This window comes from Sphingomonas sp. 22176 (assembly GCF_052045505.1).
In the GTDB taxonomy this organism is placed as follows: domain Bacteria; phylum Pseudomonadota; class Alphaproteobacteria; order Sphingomonadales; family Sphingomonadaceae; genus Sphingomonas.
In genome coordinates this window covers 1,125,398-1,146,258 of sequence record NZ_JBQEPL010000001.1, presented here as the reverse complement: position 1 = coordinate 1,146,258, position 20,861 = coordinate 1,125,398, and the positions used below count along the sequence as shown (strand labels likewise).

At 68.0% G+C, this 20,861-nt stretch carries 17 protein-coding genes and 1 tRNA gene; 10 read left to right on the top strand and 8 right to left on the bottom strand.

What is annotated here, in order from left to right:
- Positions 1–17: 17 nt before the first annotated feature.
- Positions 18–839, bottom strand: a complete 822-nt coding sequence (locus ACTJKY_RS05365; protein ID WP_440844690.1) for a lectin OAA family protein — start codon at positions 837–839, stop codon at positions 18–20.
- 440 nt (positions 840–1,279) lie between these two features.
- Between ACTJKY_RS05365 and ACTJKY_RS05360 the strand changes: the two genes are divergently transcribed.
- Both ACTJKY_RS05360 and ACTJKY_RS05355 read left to right on the top strand, forming a co-directional pair.
- Positions 1,280–2,701, top strand: coding sequence for a hypothetical protein (locus ACTJKY_RS05360; RefSeq protein ID WP_440844688.1), 1,422 nt, complete (start codon positions 1,280–1,282; stop codon positions 2,699–2,701).
- A gap of 67 nt (positions 2,702–2,768) precedes the next feature.
- The gene (locus ACTJKY_RS05355; RefSeq protein ID WP_440844686.1) at positions 2,769–4,346 is read left to right on the top strand and encodes an alpha-N-arabinofuranosidase; all 1,578 of its coding nucleotides are present in this window, start codon (positions 2,769–2,771) and stop codon (positions 4,344–4,346) included.
- Between the two features lie 125 nt (positions 4,347–4,471).
- Here the strand turns inward: ACTJKY_RS05355 and araD1 are convergent, their stop codons facing one another.
- Entirely contained in the window at positions 4,472–5,467 is a 996-nt protein-coding gene (gene araD1, locus ACTJKY_RS05350; RefSeq protein WP_440844685.1) for an AraD1 family protein, read from the bottom strand.
- 124 nt (positions 5,468–5,591) lie between these two features.
- Here araD1 and ACTJKY_RS05345 point away from each other — a divergent pair, with 124 nt between their 5' ends.
- Positions 5,592–6,350 (top strand): FadR/GntR family transcriptional regulator, encoded by a 759-nt coding sequence (locus ACTJKY_RS05345; protein WP_440844683.1) that lies wholly within the window; start codon positions 5,592–5,594, stop codon positions 6,348–6,350.
- 342 nt (positions 6,351–6,692) lie between these two features.
- On the opposite strand, the gene ACTJKY_RS05340 is transcribed toward ACTJKY_RS05345, so the two are convergent.
- Positions 6,693–7,994, bottom strand: a complete 1,302-nt coding sequence (locus tag ACTJKY_RS05340; RefSeq protein WP_440844681.1) for a sugar MFS transporter — start codon at positions 7,992–7,994, stop codon at positions 6,693–6,695.
- 145 nt (positions 7,995–8,139) lie between these two features.
- Between ACTJKY_RS05340 and ACTJKY_RS05335 the strand changes: the two genes are divergently transcribed.
- From ACTJKY_RS05335 to ACTJKY_RS05310, 6 genes are all read left to right on the top strand, one after another.
- On the top strand, positions 8,140–9,273 hold the full coding sequence (locus tag ACTJKY_RS05335; protein WP_440844679.1) for an aldose epimerase family protein: 1,134 nt from the start codon (positions 8,140–8,142) through the stop codon (positions 9,271–9,273).
- A gap of 26 nt (positions 9,274–9,299) precedes the next feature.
- A complete protein-coding gene (locus ACTJKY_RS05330) occupies positions 9,300–11,093 on the top strand; it encodes an IlvD/Edd family dehydratase (protein WP_440844678.1) in 1,794 nt (597 codons plus the stop codon).
- Between the two features lie 59 nt (positions 11,094–11,152).
- Positions 11,153–11,692, top strand: a complete 540-nt coding sequence (locus tag ACTJKY_RS05325) for a GNAT family N-acetyltransferase (protein ID WP_440844676.1) — start codon at positions 11,153–11,155, stop codon at positions 11,690–11,692.
- 304 nt (positions 11,693–11,996) lie between these two features.
- Positions 11,997–13,499, top strand: a complete 1,503-nt coding sequence (locus ACTJKY_RS05320; RefSeq protein WP_440844674.1) for a porin — start codon at positions 11,997–11,999, stop codon at positions 13,497–13,499.
- A gap of 187 nt (positions 13,500–13,686) precedes the next feature.
- A complete protein-coding gene (locus ACTJKY_RS05315) occupies positions 13,687–14,466 on the top strand; it encodes an SDR family oxidoreductase (protein WP_440844672.1) in 780 nt (259 codons plus the stop codon).
- Between the two features lie 70 nt (positions 14,467–14,536).
- Positions 14,537–15,436, top strand: a complete 900-nt coding sequence (locus ACTJKY_RS05310; protein WP_440844670.1) for a PhzF family phenazine biosynthesis protein — start codon at positions 14,537–14,539, stop codon at positions 15,434–15,436.
- Here ACTJKY_RS05310 and ACTJKY_RS05305 read toward each other — a convergent pair.
- From ACTJKY_RS05305 to cpdR, 5 genes are all read right to left on the bottom strand, one after another.
- The gene (locus ACTJKY_RS05305) at positions 15,378–16,598 is read right to left on the bottom strand and encodes a dicarboxylate/amino acid:cation symporter (protein WP_440844668.1); all 1,221 of its coding nucleotides are present in this window, start codon (positions 16,596–16,598) and stop codon (positions 15,378–15,380) included. The two genes, ACTJKY_RS05310 and ACTJKY_RS05305, sit on opposite strands and share 59 nt — an antisense overlap.
- An 81-nt stretch (positions 16,599–16,679) precedes the next feature.
- Positions 16,680–17,594: a hypothetical protein gene (locus ACTJKY_RS05300; protein WP_440844667.1), complete on the bottom strand. Its 915-nt coding sequence runs from the start codon at positions 17,592–17,594 to the stop codon at positions 16,680–16,682.
- Entirely contained in the window at positions 17,591–18,748 is a 1,158-nt protein-coding gene (locus tag ACTJKY_RS05295) for a glycosyltransferase (RefSeq protein WP_440844665.1), read from the bottom strand. Before ACTJKY_RS05295 ends, ACTJKY_RS05300 begins: the two co-directional genes overlap by 4 nt.
- A 344-nt stretch (positions 18,749–19,092) precedes the next feature.
- A tRNA-Val gene (locus ACTJKY_RS05290) sits at positions 19,093–19,167 on the bottom strand.
- A 55-nt stretch (positions 19,168–19,222) separates the two neighbouring features.
- A complete protein-coding gene (gene cpdR / locus ACTJKY_RS05285; RefSeq protein WP_066726103.1) occupies positions 19,223–19,597 on the bottom strand; it encodes a cell cycle two-component system response regulator CpdR in 375 nt (124 codons plus the stop codon).
- Between the two features lie 113 nt (positions 19,598–19,710).
- Between cpdR and ACTJKY_RS05280 the strand changes: the two genes are divergently transcribed.
- Positions 19,711–20,556 (top strand): N-formylglutamate amidohydrolase, encoded by an 846-nt coding sequence (locus tag ACTJKY_RS05280; RefSeq protein WP_440844663.1) that lies wholly within the window; start codon positions 19,711–19,713, stop codon positions 20,554–20,556.
- Positions 20,557–20,861: the final 305 nt, after the last annotated feature.

Genomic DNA, 20,861 nt, shown 5'->3' with positions numbered 1-20,861 from the left:
GGGGCCGGGCGCGGCCCTCAGGCCTCGGCGAGCGCCTGCTGCGACGCGCGCTCGAGTTCCAGCCCGATGGGGCCCTCGCCCTGATAGGTCATCGTGCCGTCGATCTCGACGCCGTTGCCCTTGGCGTTGATCGCCACCACCCCCTGATTGGTGCGGCAGCCCAGCACCCAAGTGCCGCCCGGATGCCAGGGCTGGTCGTTCCCGCCCCACTGGTTCACCACACTATAGGTGTTGGCCATGATCAGCGTGCCACGGAAGCCGATCGGCCCCTCGCCCTTGTAGGTGATCGAGCCCGCCAGCGTCTTGCCGCCATCGCCGCTCGACACGTCGATCGCGACGACCGCCTGCTCCGGCCGGCATCCGAGCACCCATTGGCCGCCCGCATGCCAGGGGGCCTGATCGCCGTCCCACTGGTTCTGCGCGTCATAGGCGACGCCGTCGGACACGGCCGCCTTCACGCCGATGTCCCCCTCGCCTTGATAGCGCATGGTGCCGGTGAGCGTCTGCCCCTGGTCGTTCGAGTGGAGATCGAAGGCGACGGCGTTCTGGCCGTTGCGCGCGCCGAGCAGGAACAGACCGGCATCGTGCCAGGGCGCGCTGGAGCCGCCCCACTGGTTCTCGACACGATAGGTGTTGGTGGTCACCAGCGTCGCGCGCACGCCGATCGGGCCCTCGCCCTGATAGGTCATGGTGCCGGTGAAGCTGTGGCCGCCATCGCCCGACTGGATCTTCAGCGCGATCGGGCGCTGGTCGGTACGGTTGCCGATGTTGAAGATGCCGCCTTCATGCCAGGGCGCGCCGCTGCCGCCCCATTGATTCTGGATAGCAAAGACCGTCATTGTCCCTCTCCTGCCAGATTGAGCATTCGGCTATCGTTTGCCACGCATTGGCGGCACCGAATGCAAACGAGTGCAAACAGAATTGGCGACGATAGCCAACTCCGCTCCTAGCGATTGTTATATTTTTGTTATGCCACCCCGCGGCAGCGACGACTCGCGTCCGCATCTTCATTTTACGCTACTTTGATTACTTCGCAATAAGCACATCGCGCACTTCGCGGAGTACTGAAACATCTACAGCCATACTCTGCGCACTCTATTTCCGCCGACCCCGACGAACCGCCCTCCTTGCGCGAGGGCGTGCGCTGGCGTCGTGCGGCGTTCGCTTCTAGAGTTGCGCGCCACTCTGCCTTGTCCGCGAGGAAAGCCGCTCGATGTCCATGTACCGCACGCGTTCCCAGGCCCTTGGCGCATCGTCGCGCGGCCGGGGCGGGCGTGCCTTGCAGCGCCGCCCGGTCGGCACCCGGCGCAAGGCCCTGTCGGCGGTGATCGTCGCGGCATTGCTCGCCGGCATCACTCTTGCTTTCTTCTGGCCGGGCGTCGCCAGCTACGACAGCGTCGTCCAGTACCAGCAGGTGCTGCGCGGCGAATATGACGACTGGCACCCGCCGGCGATGGCGCGGCTCTGGGCGGTGTTCCATGGCCTGGGCTGGCGCGGGCAGGCGCCGATGTTCGTGCTGCAGCTGCTGCTCTACTGGAGCGGCCTGGCGCTGTTCGCCGGCGCACTCGCCCGCCGGGGGCAGGCGATCGCGGCGCTGGTCGTGCTGCTGCTCGGCATCTGGCCGCCGATGCTCGGCTGGCAGATCGCGGTACTCAAGGACGGCCAGATGGCGGGCGCGATCCTCGCCGCCGTGGGCCTGGCGAGCTGGTGGCGGCTCGACGACCGACGGCTGCCGCTCTGGGCAGCAGTGCTGGTGCTGGTGCTGCTTTGCTATGCCACGCTGGTCCGCTTCAACGCCGCCTTCGCCACCGTGCCGCTGGCGTTCGGCCTGCTCGGCGGCTGGCGCTGGGAACGGCCGCGCTTCCAGCTGGTGCTGGTCATTGCCGCGATCGGCGCGGTGATCGCCGTGCTCACCCCGATCAACCAGCGGCTGCTGCACGCCGCACCGAGCGGGGTGGAGCGCTCGCTGCCGCTGTTCGATCTCGCCGGCATTGCGCATCATGCCGGCCCGGAGGCGGTGCCGCAGGTGCCCGCCCGGCTGTGGCGCCGCGCCGAGGCTAGGGGCTGCCTCACGCCGATCCTGTGGGATCCGATCGGCGATGAGAAGGCATGCGGCTATATCGTCGATACGCTCCAGCGCGCCGCACCGGGCAGCAAGCTGCGCAGCGCCTGGATCGAGGCCATCGCCACCCACCCGCTCGCCTATGCCCAGCACCGGATCGCGCATTGGAACAGCGAGATGCGGCTGTGGATGCCCGCCACCATGCCTGGCACCGGGCCGCTGGCGCGCTCCGAGCCCAATACGATCGGCCTGGGCTCCCCGGACAAGCGGATCACCGGCTTCCAGAAACTCGGTTACACGCTGGCGAGCAGCGCGGCGGGGGCGCCGATCCTGTGGTTCGCCGTCGCGCTAGGCGTGCTGATCTGCAGCTGGCCCGCACGCGACGGCGCGGGCGGCGTTGCTGTGACGCTGGCGGTCTCGGCTGTCCTCACCGAACTGGCGTTCGGCGTCGTCGGGGTCGCTTCGGATTATCGCTACCATGTGTGGGGCATGCTCGCCGCCGGCCTGGCGCTGCTCGCCGCCAGCGGAACCCGGCCGCCGCCGCAGCGCGTGCTGATCGCGGTGCTCGGCGTCGCGGCCGTGGTAGCGGTGGTGATCGTCGCCCGCTGGATCCTGCCGCCGGCATTGCCGCCGCTCTGAACCTTGCCTCTTTAGTCGGAGTAGAATTCATGGCATGGCGCACCTGAGAAAAGATCAGGGAGGATCCATGCTTCGGAAGACACTGCTTTGCGGCGCGGCGCTGCTGCTCGCGCCCGCCCCCGTCCTTGCGCAGGATGTTACCGTCACCGTCGATGCCGCGGCCAAGCCGGGGCCGGTGATCGATCGCCACATCTTCGGACAGTTCGCCGAGCATCTCGGCAGCGGCATCTATGGCGGCATCTGGGTCGGCAAGGATTCAGCCATTCCCAACACCCGCGGCATCCGCAAGGACGTGGTCGCGGCCCTGCGCGCCATCAAGGTGCCGGTGGTGCGCTGGCCGGGCGGCTGCTTTGCCGACGAATATCACTGGCGCGACGGCATCGGCCCGCAGGACAAGCGCCGCAGCAGCGTCAACACCAACTGGGGCGGATCGGGCGAGCCCAACAGCTTCGGCACCGACGAGTTCATGGACTTTGCCGACCAGGTGGGCGCCGAGGCCTATGTTTCCGTGAATGTCGGCTCGGGCACGATCCAGGAAGCGGCCGACTGGCTCGCCTATATGACCGCCGATCCCACCACCACCGCCGGCAAGGAACGCGCCGCCAACGGCCATGCCGCGCCCTACAAGGTCAAGTGGCTCGGCCTCGGCAACGAGAGCTGGGGCTGCGGCGGATCGATGCGGCCCGACGCCTATATCGACCTGATGAAGCGCTTCGCCCGCTTCACCCATAATCTCGATCCCGTGCAGGGCGAGAAGGGCAAGGAGCCGATGCAGCGCATCGCGGTGGGCCCCAACGACAACGACACGACGTACACCGAAGCGGTGATGGCGGCGTGGAAGGGCCATGACTGGGCGTGGAACATCGAAGGCCTGTCGATGCACGCTTACACCACCGGCGGCTGGCCGCCCTCCTACCCCAGCGTGGGCTTCGACGAGACGGGCTATGCCAAGCTGGTCAAGGCGGCGCTGGCGATGGACGGGATGATCGCCAGGCATTCGGCGATCATGGACAAGTACGATCCCGACAAGAAGGTGCCGCTGGTCGTCGACGAATGGGGCGTATGGCTGGCGCCGCTGCCGGGCACCAACCCGGGCTTCCTGTACCAGCAGAACTCGCTGCGCGACGCGATCATCGCCGCGCTGCATCTCAACATCTTCGCCCGCCATGCGGACCGCGTGCGGATGACCAACATCGCCCAGATGATCAACGTGCTTCAGGCGATGATCCTCACCGACAAGGAGAAGATGGTCCTCACGCCGACCTATCACGTGTTCCGCATGTACGTGCCCTTCCAGGACGCGCAGGCGGTGCCGGTGTCGTTCGACGCAGGGACCTACACCCATGACGGCGTGACCATGCCGCGCGTCGACGCGATCGCGGCGCGGGGCAAGGACGGCAAATTGTGGCTGGCGGTGACCAACCTCGATGCCGGCAAGCCGGCGCGGGTGGCGGTGAAGTTCGCCGGCGTGACGGCGAAGAGCGCCACGGGCGAGGTGCTGACGGCGGCGAAGGTCGATGCGGTCAACAGCTTCGAGGCGCCGAATACCGTGGTCCCCAAGCCGATCCGCGGCAGCGTTGCCAAGGGCGCGGTGACGCTGGAGCTGCCGGCAAAGTCCGTCGCGGTCGTCGAAATCGAGGGGTAACGCCCCGGTTCTTTCGCACCTCTCCCGCTTGCGGGAGGGGGCGGGGGAGGGCCTAACGTGGCCGAAGCGCCGCGACAGTCCAGCCCCTCCCCTAACCCCTCCCGCAGGCGGGAGGGGAACTTCGGTTACAGCGTCTTCACCGCCGCGATCCCCGCATCTTCCACCTGCGCGAGCGGATTCCGCAGCGGCAGGGTGAACGGCGCCGCCTCGATCTCGAACGTGTCGCCCACTTCCGTCTTCACCCCATCGCTGAACGACAGCGTCGCAGTGCCGAAGAAATGGACATGCACGTCGCCCGGCTGGCGGAACAGACCGTATTTGAAGTGGTGATGCTCGAGATTGGCGAGGCTGTGCGACATGTTCGTCTCGCCCGAGAGGAACGGCTTCTCCCACAGCGTTGCGCCGCCCCGCACGATCCGGCTGGTGCCGCGCACGTCGCTCGGCGCATCGCCGACCAGCAGCTCGGGCCCGAGGGCCGCCTGGCGCAGCTTGGAATGCGCCAGCCACAGATAATTGTGCCGCTCGGTCACATGGTCGCTGAACTCGTTGGCGAGGCACAGCCCGAGGCGGAACGGCGTGCCGTCGGGGCCGATCAGATAGATGCCGGCGAGCTCGGGCTCCTCGCCGCCGTCCTGGGCGAAGCCGGGCATTTCCAGCGTCTCGCCGGGGCCGACCAGATGGTGGCCATTGCCCTTGTAGAACCATTCCGGCTGCTGCCCGATCGCGCCCGCACCCGGCTTGCCGCCCTCGACGCCTTCGAGGAACATCCGCATGGAATCGGTCTTGTGCTCGGCGGCCGCTGCGTCGCGGTGCATCTTGTCGCGGCCCTCGGCCGAGCCGAGATGGGTGAGGCCGGTGCCGGTCAGCACGAGGTGCGCGGCATCGGGATGGTCGATCGGCGCGAGCAGCTGGCCCGCCGCCAGCGCCGCCGCCGGATCGGCGTCGCCGTCGCTGCCCGCCGCCGCCACCGCCTCGGCGAGCGACTGGCCCGCTTGAATCGCATGCAGCGCCAGACTGCGGACATCGGCGAAACCGCGGACGAAGCGCGCGCCGCTCTCGTCGGCGGCGATCACCCGCCGCTGTCCGTCCGCCCCTCGATACTGCATCAGCCGCAACGCCATCGAACCACTCCTTAGTCTCGGTTTAGTCCGACTTATTCGCCTCTGTCCCGCTTGGCAATCGCGCATCGTTTGCGAGACGGCACGGCTTCGCGCTACATGGGAAGATATGCAGGAGAGCGAGCGGATGGCATTGGACGATCAGGCGGACGGCGTGGACGAGGCAGGCGTACAGCCGATCACCCGCACGCCCAAGGGCTCGGGCCGCCGCCTGCGCGGGGCGATCGCCCATTATCTCGGCACCCAGATCGTCTCCGGCGCGATCGCGCCCGGCGAGAAGCTGACCGGCGAAGTCGCCAATGCCGAGGCGCTCGACGTGTCGCGCAGCGCCTATCGCGAAGCGGTGCAGGTGCTCACCGCCAAGGGCCTGGTTGAGAGCCGCCCCAAGGCCGGTACCCGCGTGCTGCCGCGCGCGCGGTGGAACATGCTCGATCCGCAGGTGCTCGCCTGGGCGTTCTCGGGCGAGCCCGACACCGATTTCGTCCGCGACCTGTTCGAGCTGCGCGCGGTGGTCGAGCCCGCCGCCGCCCGCCTCGCCGCCGAGCGCCGCGACCGCGACGACGTGAAGGCGATGCGCGACGCGCTCACCAAGATGCGCCGCCACACGCTGGCGACCGATGCCGGCCGCGCGGCGGACCGCGACTTCCACGATGCGTTGCTGGAAGCCACCCACAACAACGCGCTCGTCGCGCTGAGCGCCAGCATCGGCGCGGCGGTGAGCTGGACGACCAAGTACAAGCAGCGCGCCCGCGCCCTGCCGCGCGACCCGGTGCCCGATCACATCAAGGTGTTCGACGCGATTGCCGCGGGGGATGGCGATGCCGCCGCCGCGGCGATGCGCACGCTGGTCGACCTCGCGCTGGAAGACACCCGCCTGTCGATGTGAGGGACTGCCACAGACGCGGGCGGCGGGCGTACGACGCTGCACGGGAAGTTCCTTTCCTACACACCTTGTTTATGCTTTGTTCTTCGTCGGTCGGTCGCGAATCCGCACGGAGGACGGGCTTTGTGTCGCTTTCCCGGAACTTTCGGAACTTTCGGGGCGCCGCACCGGCGCAACGGTGATGCGCACGCTGGTCAAGCGCCTGCTGGAGAATACCCGCCGCTCGACGGGAAGTCGCCTCCCGCACAAACGAAAAGAGCGCCGCCCGTGGCGACGCCCCTTCCACCACCGCCTGCGGCGGCGGTCCCCCTCCCCCGCTTCCGCGAGGAAGGAGACGCTATTCGATCAGTCCTCGATCGCGTTGGTCGGCTTGCTGCCCCACAGCGCGTAGAACAGGATGTACAGCTCGCAGATCGCGGTCAGCAGGAACGAGTGCTGCAGGCCGTAGGTGTCCGCCAGCCAGCCCTGCACCGCCACCAGCGCGCCGCCGGCGATCGCCATGATCAGCAGGCCCGAGCCTTCCTCGGTCAGCGGGCCGAGGCCCTTGATGCCGAGCGTGAAGATCGTCGGGAACATGATCGAGTGGAACAGGCCCACCAGGATCAGCGACCACATCGCCACTTCGCCGTGGGTGAACACGGTGACCATCATCACCACGAACGCGCCGATCGAGAAGACGGCGAGGACGATACCCGCATCCACCTTCTGCATGATCGCCGAACCGACGAAGCGGCCGACCATCATCCCGCCCCACAACAGCGTGAGATAGCGGCCCGCCTGCTCGGTCGTCATGTTGCCGATTTCGGGGCGGCTGACGAAGTTCACGAACAGGTTGCCGACGCCGATCTCGGCAATCAGGTAGATGAAGATCGCACCGATGCCGAACACCAGGTTGCGGTGGTTCCACAAGCTATGATGCTTGCGATCCTCCTTGGCGACGCGGCTGGTGGCCGAGCCCATCGCGGGCAGCGGGAAGCGCGCGATCACGATCGCCAGCACCAGCAGCACGACCGCGACCAGCACATAGGGCAGGATCACGGCGTGCGCATCGGCCAGGCGCTCGGCCTGGGTCAGCGCGGCCGCGCCGGCGTGTGCGGTGCCGCCCTTCGAGCGGCCGAGGATCAGATAGGCACCGAACAGCGGGGCGAGCATCGTGCCGGCCGAGTTCATCGCCTGCACCAGGTTGAGCCGCGACGAGGCGGTCTCGGACGGGCCGATCACCGCGACATAGGGGTTGGCCGCGACTTGGAGCAGCGTGATGCCGCTGGCGATGACGAACAGCATGAACAGCGTCACGCCGTAAGACGGCAGGCTCGCCGCCAGCGTCATGCCCAGCGCGCCCGCCGCCATGATCAGCAGCCCGACGACCAGCGACTTCTGGTACCCGATGCGCTCGATCAGCTTGGCCGAGGGGATCGAGGCGAAGAAATAGGCGATGAACCAGACGCTCTCGATCAGCGCCGCCTGGAAATAGCTGAGCTCGAACACGCTGCGCAGATGCGGCAGCAGCGTGCCGTTGATCACGGTGATGAAGCCCCACATGAAGAACAGCGTGGCCAGCAGGGCCAATGCGCGTCCATATTGCGTTGGGGGAGAGGCTTGCCCGGCCCCCGCCGGAGCAGCCTTTGACGTTGGCACGACCGCCATGCTGGTATGATCCTCTCGTTTTTTGCCACGGGCAGACGCGGCGGGGTTGCTCTTCGCTTTCTAGTCGGAGTATTCACCTGAGCGTCCAGCGTCAACGGCCGCGTCGCCGCTTGCAGCAGCGATAACCGATAGGGAGAGGTATTGCATGAATTATCTTATCAAGGGAGCGCTGCTCGCCACCGCGATGATTCCGCTGTCTGCACATGCCGGCGAAGCGACCCGCGCCGCCTTCGGCACCACTGCCGACGGGCAGAAGGTCGAGGCGATCACCCTCATCAACGGCCATGGCATGCGCGCCACCATCCTCAGCTACGGCGCCATCCTCCAGTCGCTGTCGGCGCCCGATCGCAACGGCAAGTCCGAGGACGTGACGCTCGGCTATAACGACATGAAGGGCTATCTGGTCGCGCCCAACTATTTCGGCGCCACCGTCGGTCGCTATGCCAATCGCATCAAGGGCGGCACCTTCAGCATCGACGGCAAGACCTACACCCTCGCCAAGAACAACGGCCCCAACGCGCTGCACGGGGGCCTGAAGGGCTTCGACAAGCGCCTGTGGACGGTGGAGAAAGTGGCGAGCGGCGATAGCGCCAGCGTCACCCTGCGCTATGTCGCGGCGGACGGCGAGGAGGGCTATCCCGGCCAGCTCACCGTAACCGCCACCTATGCGCTGAACGAGAAGAACGAGCTGTCGGTCGAGTACACCGCGACCACGACCAAGCCGACCATCGTCAACATCACCAACCACAGCTTCTTCAACCTGGCCGGCGAGGCCTCGCAGCGCTCGATCTACGACAACGTCGTGACGATCCCGGCCGAGACCACGACGCCGGTCGATAAGACGCTGATCCCCACCGGCCAGCTCCGCCCGGTCGAGGGCACGCCGTTCGACTTCCGCAAGCCGACCGTGATCGGCACCCGCATCCGCGACGGCCGCGACCCGCAGATCGTCTTCGGCCAGGGCTATGACGAGAATTTCGTGATCGCCAAGACCGCGTCGGCGCAGCCGGTGCTGCATGCGCGGGTGGAAGACCCGTCGAGCGGCCGGGTGATGGAGATCCTCTCCAACCAGCCGGGCGTGCAATTCTATACCGGCAACTTCCTGGACGGCACCGCGATCGGCAAGTCCAACCACGCCTATCGCCAGGGCGACGCGCTCGCCCTAGAACCCCAGGTGTTCCCGGACACGCCCAACCAGCCGGCACTTGGCTCGGCGCGGCTCAATCCGGGGCAGACGTACCGCAACGTGATCGTCTATCGCTTCTCCACCACCAACTGACCTTCTCCTCCCGCAAGGCTTTTCCGATGACCGACACTGCCCCCAAGCTGCGCAGCCGCGCCTGGTTCGATAACCCCGATAACGTTGACATGACGGCGCTCTATCTCGAGCGCTATCTCAACTACGGGTTGAGCCTGGAGGAACTGCGCTCGGGCAAGCCGATCATCGGGATCGCCCAGACGGGCTCGGACCTGAGCCCGTGCAACCGCCACCACCTCGTGCTTGCGGAACGCATCCGCGAAGGCATCCGCGAGGCGGGCGGCATTGCGATCGAGTTCCCGGTCCACCCGATCCAGGAAACCGGCAAGCGCCCGACTGCCGGTCTCGATCGCAACCTCGCCTATCTCGGCCTGGTCGAATTGCTCTACGGCTATCCGATTGACGGCGTGGTGCTCACCACCGGCTGCGACAAGACCACTCCGGCCTGCCTGATGGCGGCGGCGACGGTGAACATCCCCGCCATCGCGCTGTCGGTCGGCCCGATGCTCAACGGCTGGCACCGCGGCGAGCGCACCGGCTCGGGCACGATCGTGTGGAAGGCGCGCGAACTGCTCGCGGCGGGCGAGATCGACGACGAGGGCTTCATCCGTCTGGTCAGCTCCTCGGCGCCGTCGACCGGCTATTGCAACACGATGGGCACGGCGACGACGATGAACAGCCTCGCCGAAGCGCTGGGCATGATGCTGCCGGGCTCGGCAGCGATCCCCGCGCCGTACCGCGACCGGCAGGAAGCCGCCTATCGCACCGGCAAGCGCATCGTCGACATGGTGGCGGAGGACCTCAAGCCCTCCGACATCCTGACCCGCGAGGCCTTCCTCAACGCGATCGTCGTCAACTCGGCGATCGGCGGCTCGACCAACGCCCCGATCCACCTGGCGGCGATCGCCCGCCATGTCGGTGCCGAGCTCGCGCTCGACGACTGGCAGACGCACGGCCACAAGGTGCCGCTGCTGGTCAACCTGCAGCCGGCCGGCGAGTATCTCGGCGAGGATTATTACCGTGCCGGCGGCGTGCCCGCGGTGGTTGCCCAGCTGATGCAGCAGGGCCTGATCCACGAGAATGCGATCACCGCCAATGGCAAGACGATCGGCGAGAATTGCCGCGACGCCACGATCGAGGACGAGAAGGTCATCCGCCGCTTTGAGAAGCCGCTGGTGAACGAGGCCGGCTTCATCGTGCTGCGCGGCAATCTGTTCGACGCGGCGATCATGAAGACCAGCGTGATCGGCCCCGAATTCCGCGACCGCTACCTCTCCAACCCGAACGATCCCGAGGCGTTCGAAGGCCCGGTCGTGGTGTTCGACGGCCCCGAGGATTACCACCACCGGATCGACGATCCCGCCACCGGCATCACGCCGGACACACTGCTGGTGATGCGCGGCGCGGGCCCGATCGGCTATCCGGGTGCGGCGGAAGTGGTGAACATGCGCGCGCCAGCCTATCTGATCCGCGAAGGCGTGCACGCGCTGCCGTGCATCGGCGACGGCCGTCAGTCGGGCACCTCGGCCTCGCCGTCGATCCTCAACGCCTCGCCCGAGGCGGCGGCGATGGGCGGGCTGGCGCTGCTCAAGACCGGCGACCGGGTGCGGATCGATCTCAACCACGGCACCGCCGATGTGCTGATCCCCGCCGACGAGCTCGCCGAGCGCCGCCGCGTGCTGGCCGAGGCGGGAGGCTTCGCCTATCCGGCCTCGCAGACGCCGTGGCAGGCAATCCAGCGCGCCGTGGTCGGCCAGATGAACACCGGCGCGATCCTGGAGGGCGCCGAGCAGTTCCAGCGCATCGCCCAGACCCACGGCATCCCGCGCGACAACCACTGATCCTTGCGGGCGGTGCGGCGGCTGGCTAGCCCCGCCGCACCGCCCATCGAGGAACGCCCATGTCCGCCTTCACCCACCGCCTTGCCCAGCCGGACGACCTGGAGGCGCTGCGGGCGGTAATGTCCCGCGCGATCGCGCAGCTCCAGCACGGCTTCCTCACGCCCGAGCAGGTCGCGGCCAGCAACCAGGTGATGGGCCTCGACACCCAGCTGATCGCCGACCAGACCTATTTCCTCGTCGAGGACGCGGCCGGCACGATCGCCGGCTGCGGCGGCTGGTCCTACCGCGCGACGCTCTACGGCGGAGACACCAGCATCGTCGCGCGTGAACCCCAGCGGCTCGACCCGGCCCACGACGCCGCCAAGGTCCGTGCGATGTATACCAATCCCGATTTCACCCGCCGCGGCATCGGCCGCCACGTGCTCGACCTGTGCGAGGATGCCGCCCGCATCGCCGGCTTCACCCGCGCAGAGATGATGGCGACGATGGCCGGGGTGCCGCTCTACGAAGCCTGCGGCTATGTGCAGGTCGAGCCGGTCCTGTCCGCCCCGATCGACGGCGTGCGCGTGCCGCTGGTGCGGATGGAAAAGCCGCTCTGACGCAGGGTCACCGGGGCCGGGAAGCCCCTAGGCGAGTCCATACGAAGCAGTAACCATTTCGAACCTAGACACCGGCCCGCCCTTGAGCAATTCAACCCAAGACATCAACATACAATAGAAATATGCTCATTGTGCGACATACACTTTAAACAATCGCCTCTACCTGTAAAAATACGTATGTGTTGCACAGTTTCCACGCAGTACCGATAATCCTGTTCACCACGACGCACTGCGAGGCTCCTCCGTTCTATACTGATACTCGGTTGCCACTGGCGACACAGTATAAACGAACGGGGCTGTCACCATGAAGAATACATTCCTTACCGGCGCAGCATTGTCTGCGTTGCTGTTCGCCACGCCGGCGCTCGCCCAAACCACGCCGGGTGATCAGGCTGAACTGGTGAAGCTGCTCAAGGCACAGGCCGAAGAGATCGCCGCGCTGCGCGCCCGTCTCGACCGCATCGAAGGCGCCCAGGCCGCCGCCCCGGCTGCGCACCCCGCGGCCCCGATCGCCGTCGCCGGGCAGCAGGCGGGCCAGGGCAAGCCGACCGCCGTGGCCAGCGACGACGCGGTCGCCAGCTCCTTCGCGCCGCAGATCATCCCACCCAACCTCGCCGACCAGAGCGTCGCCCAGGCCCGCGCCGCGCAGGCCGCCAACGTCACGACCGAGTGGCGCGGCGGCCTGCCCATCTTCCGCTCGCCAGACGGCAAATTCCTGTTCAAGATGCGCGGCCGCATGATCAACCATGTGAGCTCGACCTTCGGCTCGAACTACGACGCGCGCAACATCACGACGACCGGCGCCCGCGCGCTGCGCATCGGCATCGAAGGCGCGGTTGGCCCGCATTTCTTCTACCAGTTCGAGAACGACTTCGCCGACAACACCTCGGACGTCGGCACGATGTTCGTCGGCTGGCGTGATGACGTGGGCAAGGTTTCCTACGACGTGCGCTTCGGCAACATGTTCAACGATCGCAGCTTTGAAGGTTCGAGCGGGTCGGACGCGCCGCCGTTCCTCGAGCGCAACGTCGTCGCCACCTCGATCATCCCGCAGCGCGGCTTCTACGGCATCGCGCTGATGCCCCGCCTGTTCTGGAGCACCGGCCACGCCTCGGTCACCATCAGCGGCGATAGCGTCGATGCGAGCCAGGCGATGAACGACAGCCGCACCGTTCTGGGTCGGGTGCACTGGAACCCGTACAAGACCGACCGCGCGCTGGTGCATGTCGGCCTGTGGGGCTTCGACGAGGCGCTGTCCTCGCGCAGCCCGGGCACGCTGACCCGCAACACCGTGATCGGCGGCCGCTTCAACGGCAACCTCCGCGTGCAGACCGGCGCGCTGGTCGGCGGCACCGGTACCACCGGCTATGGTGCCGAACTGGGCGGCTATGCCGGTTCGCTCTGGGTGATGGGCGAGGCCGGCAAGCGCGTCGCGCATCTCAACGCCGGTCGTCCGGACTTCGAGAGCAAGGCGTGGAGCCTGTCGACCGGCTTCTTCGTCACCGGCGACCTGCCGCCGTACAACCCGCGCCTCGGCACCTTCGCCCAGCCGCGCGTGCTGCGGCCGGTGTTCGACGGCGGCCCCGGCGCGATCGAAGTGCTCGCCCGCTACGAGAACATCGAGTATTCGGGCATCCCGAACGCGACCAAGGGCAATGCCGCCACGATCGGCACCAACTGGTATCTGGACAGCATCATCCGCCTCCAGCTGAACCTGATCCACTGGAACACCAACAACAAGGCCGGCGCGTTCACCGGCAAGGACAAGGGCGAGACGATCAGCGCCGGGTTCGGCGTCACCTTCTGATCCCTTCGAACCAGGCTGCGCGGCCGTCGCTTCTCCATCGGGAGCGGCGGCCGCTTGCCCTTCCCCGCGCCCGCGCCTAGGATCGCCAGGTCTCCGGGAGTTCTCGACATGGTCCACCGTCACCGCTGAGGCGGCAATCGACAGCCCGCGGCACCGCCGCGCACATGGACTCTGTCCCGAGAACAACATGCAACGATTGAAGAACAAGACCTGCGTCGTCACCGGCGCAGCGCGCGGCATCGGCCGCGCCATCGCCGCGCGCTTCCTTTCGGAAGGCGCCACGGTGATCCTGACCGACCTGGACGCCGAGCGGGGCCGAAGCGCAGCCGATGAGCTTGGCTGCAGCTTCGAGCCACTCGATGTGCGGGAAGAAGCCGACTGGGCCCGCCTTGCAGCGTCGGTCCCCGCCGCCGATGTGGTAGTGAACAATGCCGGGATCACCGGTTTCGAAGCCGGCATGGTGCCGCACGATCCCGAGCACGCGACGCTGGAGGACTGGCGCGCGGTCCACCGCACCAACCTCGACGGCACCTTTCTCGGCTGCCGCTACGCAATCGCCGCCATGAAGCAGGCGGGAACGGGATCGATCATCAACATCGCCTCGCGCTCTGGAATGGTCGGGATCCCCGGCGCGGCCGCCTATGCATCCTCCAAGGCCGCGATCCGCAACCACAGCAAGACCGTCGCACTCTACTGTGCGCAGCAGGGGTGGAAGATCCGCTGCAACAGCATCCACCCTGCCGCGATCCTCACCCCGATGTGGGAACCGATGCTCGGCGACGGGCCGGACCGGGAAGCGCGGATGCAGGCGCTGGTGGCCGACACCCCGCTCCGGCGTTTCGGGCTGCCCGAGGAAGTGGCCGCTATCGCCGCGATGCTCGCCTCGGACGAGGCTGCCTATATCACCGGCGCGGAGCTGCAGGTCGACGGCGGCTTGCTCGCGGGCTCGGCGGCCGCGCCCGGCTGAGGCTTGCCTCGCGCGCCGCGATCGGCGATCCCCGCCGCGTGCCGCACGCGCGGCGGGGGAGATGCAACAGATGACGACGCCTTTTTCGCTGGTCGACGTGTTCCATGACGGCCCGTTCACTGGCAATCCGCTGGCGGTGGTGCAGGGCGGCCGCGATCTCGACACGGCGACGATGCAGGCGATCACCCGCTGGTTCAACCTGAGCGAGACCGTATTCCTGCTGCCACCGAGCGTGGCGGGCGCCGACTATCATGCGCGCATCTTCACGCTCGACCGCGAGCTCCCCTTTGCCGGCCATCCGACGCTCGGCGCCTGCCATGCCTGGCTGGCGGCGGGCGGCGTGCCGGCCGCGTCGGACCGGATCGTCCAGCAATGCGGCGCCGGGCTGATCCCGATCCGGCCCGAGGGCGACCGGCTCGCCTTCGCGGCACCCCCACTGCTGCGGAGCGGCCCGGTGGATGCGGAAACCCGCGCGCAGCTCGCGGCGGCGCTGCGGATCGATCCCGGCGCGATCGTCGATGCCGCCTGGGCGGACAACGGCCCCGGATGGATCGCGGTGCTGCTGGAGTCGGCAGAGGCGGTGCTCGCGGTAGAGCCGGTGCGGCACGCCGACGAACGGATCGAGATCGGTCTGATCGGCGCGCACCCGGCGGGGGGACCGGTCGACTGGGAGATCCGCACCATCTTCAGCGGCGCGTTCGGCGCGGTGATCGAGGATCCGGTGACTGGCAGCTTCAACGCCTCGGCGGCGCAGTGGCTCTACGACAGCGGCCGCGTGACCGGCAGCTATGTCGCAGCCCAAGGCACAAGGCTGGATCGGCGCGGGCGCATCTTCGTCGATTATGACGCGGGCGGTCAGGCCTGGATCGGCGGGCGCAGCATGACGATCGCCGAGGGCACCCTGCCCGGCCTCAGCGCCCTCGCCCGACCAGCCTTGCGACCAGCGTCGTCGCGGTCACCTGGCCGGTGACGCTGGCGGTGGTGATGAACATGTCCGGGATCGCCGACACCGCGATGTAGAGCGGAATCATCGCCAGCGGCGCGCCGAGGATCTGCATGCCCGGCGCATCGCAGGCATAGAGGATCGCCGCCCCCGGCAGCCCCGGCGTGGCGATGCCCGCGATCACCGCCGACAGGCCTGCCAGCACCCATTGCACCGGCGAGGCCTGCACGCCCGCGGCATGCGCTGCCAGAAACACCTCGATCACGGTCACGCCGGTGGTGGCCAGCCGGAAGGTGGAAATGGCGAGCGGTAGCGTGGTGCCCGCGACTTCCTGCGGCAGTTGCAGCCCGTTGAGCGCGACGTCCATTGAGACCGGCGCGGTCGCCATCGACGAGCAGGTGCCCGCCGCGGTCGCCTGGGCGGGCACGATACCGCGTGCGAACCGGCCGAGCGGCATCGCGCGCAGCCCGAAGACCAGCAGGTAGCACATGCCGATCGCGAGCAGGCAGAACAGGATCTCCGCCGCCACGTCGCGCGCGAGCACGCCGGCGACGCTCGCGCCCGCCGCCTTGCCCGCGCCCATCGCCAGCACGAAGATGCCGATCGGCGCGGCGAGCAGGATCCAGTCGACGATCCGAGTCATCGCCTTGGCCAGTTCCTCGATCACCCCCGCCAGGCCGTTACCCTCGGTGCGCGCGATCGCCACGCCGAGCAGCACCGCGAACACCACAAGCGGCAGCATCGCGCCGCTGGCCGCCGCCGCAATCGGATTCTCGGGCAGGATGGCGAGGATCTGTTCGGAGGCGCTAGGCACATGCGACACCGCCGGCGGGCCCGCGGTCAGTATCCCGGCAAGCGGGTCCGGCCCCAGCGGGAACAGCCACAGCACGATCTCCAGCGCGCCCCAGGCGAGCAGCGCCGCCAGGACCAGCATCGGCAGGAACACCGCGAAGCTGGTGGCGAGCAGGCGCCCGCCCTGGCCGTGGCGCACCGCGTTGACCACGCCGGTCACCACCAGCGCGAACACCAGCGGCACCAGCGTCATGGTCAGCGCGCGAATCCAGAAGGCGCCGATCGGCGCGACTAGGTCGATCCATGGCACCAGGAACGCACCCGCAGGCCAGCGCGCGGCAAAACCGAGCAGCACCCCCGCCAGCAGCGCGCCGATCACCAGCGCCGTCTTCGCCATATTCCGTCCTCGTCCGCTATCTCGAAGCGGCGGCTGATGGCGGCTGCGGCGCGCGAGCGCCAGCCTCTTTTCGTGCGCGGCTCAGGCCAGGCGCGGCTTGCTCCGGGCAAGGAAGTCCGCCAGCGACGAGACAGCCCCCACCACCACATGCGCCGCCAGCATCAGCGTGGCGACGAACAGCACCGCGCCCGCAAGCCCCGCCGCATCGCCGAGCAACGCGACGATCAGCGGCGCGAGCAATGCCTCGCGGGCGGGGATGAAGGGCAGGCGCGAGATCATCATCCGCAGCGTGCCGACCAGGAACAGCGCCGCCATCGAAATCGACGGCAGCAACAGCTTCCACAACAGCGCGGTCAGCAGCAGGCTCAGCAGGATGCGCGCGGTATGGATGCCGATCGTGGCCGCCAACTGCCGCGGCGGCAGCGCGAACACCATGCGCCGGAAGAAGAAGATCGCCAGCGACGAGAGCACGATCGTCGCCGTGGAGATCAGCAGCGTGGTGAACAGCGTTCCCCTTGCCAGCCCCTGGACGATCGGTGCGTTGAGCACCAGCATCGCCAGCGTCACGAGATTGCCGGCCAGTGCCGAGGTGACGGCGACGTCGCGCAACGTCTCGAACGGTCGGCCTTCGGGGCCCAGCGTCCGCCGCGCCCAGACATAGAGTTGCGCGTCCCCCGAATAGCCGAGCACGACTTCGTTGGCCGCCTGCTTGCGCAGCAGCGCGGGGAAGGCGGCGGCGCCCAGGCCCCAGATGCGGCGCAGGATCAGCCAGTCCATGAACGGCGACAGCGCATAGGTCGCGACGAAGACCAGCCAGAACAGCGGGTCGGTCGGCGTCTGGGTGAGCACGGTGAAGTCGAGCCCGTCGAGCTGCCAGAACACGGCGATAAGGATCACCGCCGAAAAGGCGAGGCCGACGATCGCGAGCAGGCGCTCCCTTGTCGTCGCGGACAGCGATGCATAGGCGGTCCGTACCGCCCGCACGGGAGACTTCATGCAGGAACCTCTTGCTCCAGCGGCATCGGGCGGCTGGTGGCGCGCGCTTCCGCCGCTGCGACGAACAGCGCCAGATAGTCCTGCGCCGATCGCTCGATGGTGAAGCGCCGCAGCGAAGCGAGCAGCGCGGGCCGATCGGGGGCGGCACAGGGTGCGGTGCGGATCGCCTCGGCGAGCAGTCCCTCGTTTTGTGGGACGATGGTGCCGAAGCGCCCTTGGCCGAGCAGGCTGCGCAAGCCGGCGCCGCAATCGGTGGAGACGACGGCGAGGCCCGCGGCCAGCGCCTCGATCACCACCGCCGGCACGCCCTCGTAGCGCGACGACATCAGCAGCACGTCATAGTCGTGCAAATGGGCGGGCGCGTCGGCGACATGGCCGGCGAACCGCACGCAATCGGCGATGCCGAGCGACGCCGCCAGCGTTTCGAGCGCGCTGCGTTCCGCCCCGTCGCCGAAGATCGTCAGCGTCTCGCCCGGCTGGACGGCGCGGGCAAAGGCGCGCAGCATCAGCGCGAAATGCTTCTGGCCGGCCAGCCGCCCGATCGCGACGAATCGGCGCGGGCCGGCGACGCGTGCGCGCCTGTCGGGGAGCAGCTGCGTCGCGGAGATTGCGGGATCGTGGACGACATGGCCGCGCTGCGCCATCACCGGCGGCAGTTCGGGGAGCATCGCCTCGTCCATCACCACCCAGTTGCGCGCGCACCGCGCCTGGAGGTGCAGCCATGCGCGCCAGAAGAACCGCCCGACCGGGTTGAGATCGCGCCGCGCCAGATCGTTGCTGACCTTGACGACGATCGGCGGGCAGCGCCGCCCGAGCAGCAGCGTCATCGCCACCGCCACGATGGTGTAGGTGGAACCGGAAACGAACAGCACGTCAGGCCGCAGCCGGCGGATCGCGGCGGGCAGCGTGAGGATCATCCAAAGGGTTTCCCAGCTGCCCTGGTGGACGCGCGGCTGGCGCGGCATCGTATAGCCGATGTCGGCGAACTCGTCGCGCATTGCGCCGTCCTCGCGGCCGAGGAACAGCGGCGCATCCACCCCCATCGCGCGCCAATGCCGCACCAGCCGCAGCGCCACCCGCTCCACGCCGCCGGGGGCGAAACTGTGCAGGAAAGTCAGGATGCGGATTCCTCCGCTGCTATATTGTGGCGACAATCGCAGATCCCTTCGTCCATTGCGACCGTAGCGCCAACTTGCCGGCTTTTTCCGAACCCGCCACCCCGGCGCACCCCATATGCGCCGAAATCATCGTGTCAGCCGGCAGAATGTTGAGCGACAACAATCCACACACGCTGGACGACGCCGACGGGCGGGATCCGCACACACGCGTGAAAATTTTTTCTACGCGCCTGCGGACGGCAATCGGTGGGGCTAGCATATGCTGCAAACGCCCACGCGCCAAGACATCGCGTCGGTCGCGGTCCGCTGCGCCGAGCAGAAGCGGAAGTCCATCAGGAACAAAAAACCCCGCCAAGCCATGGGCTTAGCGGGGTCTTTGATGGTGGGCGCGGCAAGGATTGAACTTGCGACCCCTGCGATGTCAACACAGTGCTCTACCACTGAGCTACGCGCCCGAAACTCGGGAAGCGCGCCTCTAGCGGGGGTCTGCCCCCCGCGCAAGCGCTAATTTCAATTCAGCCCCACATTCTCCGATTCGAACATCCGATCCACTTCCAGCACCAGATCGCGCAGGTGGAACGGCTTGGAGAGCACGCGCGCCTGCGGCACCTGCTTGCCTGCGCGCAGCGTTACCGCGGCGAAGCCGGTGATGAACATCACCCGCATCTCCGGCGCGATCTCGGCCGCGCGCTGGGCGAGTTCGATCCCGTCCATCTCGGGCATCACGATGTCGGTGAGCAGCAGGTCGAATCGCTCGGTCTCGAGCAGCGGCACCGCCGCGGTGCCGCGATCGACTGCGCTGACCGCATAGCCCGACCGTTCGAGCGCGCGGGTGAGGTATTCGCGCATCACGCGGTCGTCCTCGGCCAGCAGAATCCGGATCATCTTCACCCCATAGGTACCAACCGCGTGCTCCTTATGCGGCAAGGCCTTAAGATTTTCCAGTCGCTGCCACCCTATCATTTGCCCCCGGGGTTGCGGGGGCCTAGGCTGCCAGGGTGACTAGCGCCGCCAGCTTCGATCGCCATGGGCCGGCCCTGCCGGAAAGCCCCGTGGTGCTCTCCGCACCCCATGGCGGGCGCGACTATCCGGAGTCGCTGCTTGCGGCTCTGCGCGTCTCGCCGACCGTGCTGCGCGCGCTGGAGGATCGGCATGTCGATTCGCTCGCGATAGGCGCACGGCGCGCCGAGACGCTGCTCGTCGCCACCCGCGCCCGTGCCTGGATCGACCTCAACCGCGCCGAGCATGAGCGCGACCCCCAGATCGATGAAGGCGCGCATCTGCTCGGGCGGCCGCTCTCGGCCAAGGTGCGCAGCGGGCTGGGGCTGGTGCCGCGGCGCGTCGGCACCCTCGGCCAGCTCTGGAAGGGGCGCTTCGCCGCCGAGGACGTGACGGGGCGCATCCATGCCGATCACCGCCCCTATCACCTGGCACTCGCCGAGGCGCTGGCGGCAGCGCGGGCGCGGTTCGGCATCGCGCTGCTGCTCGACATCCATTCGATGCCGCCGCTGGGAGCACCCGAAAGCGCGCCGCGGCTGGTGATCGGCGACCGCTTCGGCCGCTCCGCCGCCGCGAGATTCGGGGCGCGGGTGGAGGCGGTGGCCCGCCAGCACGGCATCGCAGTCGCCGCCAACACCCCCTATGCCGGCGGGCATATTCTCGAGCGGCACGGCGATCCCCGCCGCGGCGTGCATGCGCTGCAGCTCGAAATCGATCGGTCGCTCTATCTGGATCCGGCGTTGGACGCACTCGGCCCGGGTGCCGAGGCGGTGACGGCACTGCTGCGCGCGATCATCGACGCGCTGGCCGACGAGACTCTGCCCGGCGCGCTCGCCGCCGAGTGAAACGCCCATAAAAAAACCACCCCGTGGTTACCCACGAGGTGGCCAAGGTTCAGGGAGGAGACACGCCCGGAGGCGCGTCGCACGGCATCGCGAAAGGGGGGACACGAGCCGTACCTACAAGATATAGAGAGCAGGCGACCGAGTTCAAGGCAACTCATCGCAGAAGTTCTTCGATTGAACGGCGGGGCGATTTTTGGGGCCGCGCGGGCCGGAGATGCCGGTGGATTGGGCATCTAAGCCCCTCCTCCTTGGAGGAGGGGTTGGGGGGTGGAGCAATTCCAGACCAGATGTTGGTCTCTGCGAGA